Annotated in this window: 1 pseudogene (cut by a window edge); it reads left to right on the top strand. The window is 47.8% G+C overall.

Going from position 1 to position 880, the window contains the following annotated elements:
• Window positions 1–876, top strand: a pseudogene (locus tag AOC28_RS11235) (IS3 family transposase); its annotated part reaches 9 nt to the left of the window's first position; the annotation flags it as partial.
• Window positions 877–880 lie beyond the last annotated feature (4 nt).

Below are 880 nucleotides of genomic sequence, written 5' to 3'. Positions count from 1 at the left end.
TTAAAGTACGCCTTCATCAAAAAGCACCAGCATGAGCATGCCATCCGCACGATGTGCAAGGTTTTGCGAGTCCACCACAGTGGCTATTACGCTTGGCTTAAAGAGCCGCTCTCGTCTCGAGCGTATGAGAATCAGATGATCGTAGGTCAAATTAAGCAAGCGTGGCTGGCAAGCGGCACCATCTATGGTTATCGCAAGATCCATGATGACCTGCAAGATCTGGGGATTGCTTGTGGAGAACAACGGGTGTATCGATTGATGAAGGCACAGGGCCTGCGTTCCCAAACAGGCTACAAGCGTAAACCACGGCACCATACTGGTAAGCCTCATGTGGCAGCCCCCAATCACTTGGGTCAGCAGTTTGATGTTTTAGAACCTAATGAGACCTGGGTAACGGACATTACTTATATCCGCACGCATGAGGGTTGGCTGTACTTGGCGGTGGTCTTGGATTTATTCTCCCGCCAGATTGTAGGCTGGTCGATGCAAGGTCAAATGGATAAGGAGTTGGTGGTCAGCGCCTTGCTGATGGCTTTATGGAAACGAAAACCCAAGCAGACAGTGATGATCCACTCGGATCAAGGCAGTCAATTTTCTAGTTACGAGTGGCAAGCGTTCTTAAAAGAACATAACCTCAAACAAAGCATGAGTCGGCGCGGAAACTGCCATGACAATGCCGTAGTGGAGAGCTTTTTCCAACTACTCAAGCGGGAGCGGATTAAACGTAAAACCTATGCCAGCAGAGCAAAAGCAAGAGAAGATATTTTTGATTACATCGAAATGTTTTACAACCCGGTTAGACGCCATAGTTACAACAATGGACTTTCTCCGGTAAGATTTGAAGAGCAGTACCAAGCGAGGTTGGGAAGTGTCTAAGATA

The organism is Polynucleobacter sp. MWH-Adler-W8, assembly GCF_001889925.1.
Taxonomy (GTDB): Bacteria; Pseudomonadota; Gammaproteobacteria; order Burkholderiales; family Burkholderiaceae; genus Polynucleobacter.
Note: the sequence above shows the minus strand (reverse complement) of the source record. Positions and strands in the feature narration are given on the sequence as shown.